The organism is Clostridium zeae, from assembly GCF_017312485.1.
Lineage (GTDB): Bacteria > Bacillota > Clostridia > Clostridiales > Clostridiaceae > Clostridium_AR > Clostridium_AR zeae.
The window spans coordinates 1-1737 of sequence record NZ_BMBA01000018.1; the positions used below are offsets into that span (position 1 = coordinate 1).

General features: G+C 51.9%; 1 rRNA gene. It reads left to right on the forward strand.

The features are described from left to right. Nucleotides 1-1737, forward strand: a 23S ribosomal RNA gene (locus J3477_RS25845); the annotation flags it as partial.

The window sequence follows — 1737 nt, forward strand, 5'->3', positions numbered from 1 at the left end:
AGCGTCGGATATGACTAATGGAGGTAGAGCACTGAATGGGCTAGGGGGCATATCGCTTACCGAACCTTATCAAACTCCGAATGCCATATAGTATTAGTCCGGCAGTCAGACTGCGAATGATAAGATCCGTAGTCAAAAGGGAAACAGCCCAGATCGTCAGCTAAGGTCCCAAAGTATAAGTTAAGTGGAAAAGGATGTGGGATTTCTAAGACAACTAGGATGTTGGCTTAGAAGCAGCCACTCATTAAAAGAGTGCGTAATAGCTCACTAGTCGAGAGATCCTGCGCCGAAGATGTTCGGGGCTCAAACTTATCACCGAAGCTACGGCTAGCAGATTTATCTGCTGGGGTAGGGGAGCGTCGTAATCGGGCTGAAGTCGTACCGTAAGGAGCGGTGGACTGATTACGAGGGAGTATGTTGGCATCAGTAGCGAGAACTAGGTGAGAATCCTAGTGGCCGAAAACCTAAGGTTTCCTCAGGAAGGCTCGTCCGCTGAGGGTTAGTCGGGACCTAAGCCGAGGCCGAAAGGCGTAGGTGATGGACAATCGGTTGATATTCCGATACTACTGCAAATCGTTATTATCGATGGAGTGACGCAGGAAGATAGAGTGTGCTAGCTATTGGATGCTAGTCTAAGCACTTAGGCATGCAGGTAGGCAAATCCGCTTGCTAAGCTAAGGTGTGATGGGGAAGGCCTTTTAGGCTGAAGTACTTGATTCTACGCTGCCAAGAAAAGCTTCTAGAGAGAAATGTAGTACCCGTACCGCAAACCGACACAGGTAGGTGAGGAGAGAATCCTAAGGCCGGCGGAAGAATTACAGTTAAGGAACTCGGCAAATTGACCCCGTAACTTCGGGAGAAGGGGTGCCTACGAGAGTAGGTCGCAGAGAATAGGCCCAAGCAACTGTTTAGCAAAAACACAGGTCTCTGCTAAAGCGAAAGCTGATGTATAGGGGCTGACGCCTGCCCGGTGCTGGAAGGTTAAGGGGAATCGTTAGCGGTAACGCGAAGCGGTGAACTTAAGCCCCAGTAAACGGCGGCCGTAACTATAACGGTCCTAAGGTAGCGAAATTCCTTGTCAGGTAAGTTCTGACCCGCACGAATGGCGTAATGACTTGGGCACTGTCTCAACTGTAAATCCGGCGAAGTTGTAGTGCAAGTGAAGATGCTTGCTACCCGCGATTGGACGGAAAGACCCCGTAGAGCTTTACTGTAGCTTAGCATTGAGTTTCGGTATTGTCTGTACAGGATAGGTGGGAGACTTGGAAGCATTCTCGTTAGGGGATGTGGAGTCGTCCTTGGGATACCACCCTGACAGTACTGGGATTCTAACCGGGCACCATGAAGCTGGTGACGGGACATTGTTAGGTGGGCAGTTTGACTGGGGCGGTCGCCTCCAAAAAAGTAACGGAGGCGCCCAAAGGTTCCCTCAGAACGGTCGGAAATCGTTCGTAGAGTGCAAAGGCAGAAGGGAGCCTGACTGCGACACCCACAAGTGGAGCAGGGACGAAAGTCGGGCTTAGTGATCCGGTGGTACCTCGTGGGAGGGCCATCGCTCAACGGATAAAAGCTACCTCGGGGATAACAGGCTGATCTCCCCCAAGAGTCCACATCGACGGGGAGGTTTGGCACCTCGATGTCGGCTCGTCGCATCCTGGGGCTGAAGTAGGTCCCAAGGGTTGGGCTGTTCGCCCATTAAAGCGGCACGCGAGCTGGGTTCAGAACGTCGTGGGACAG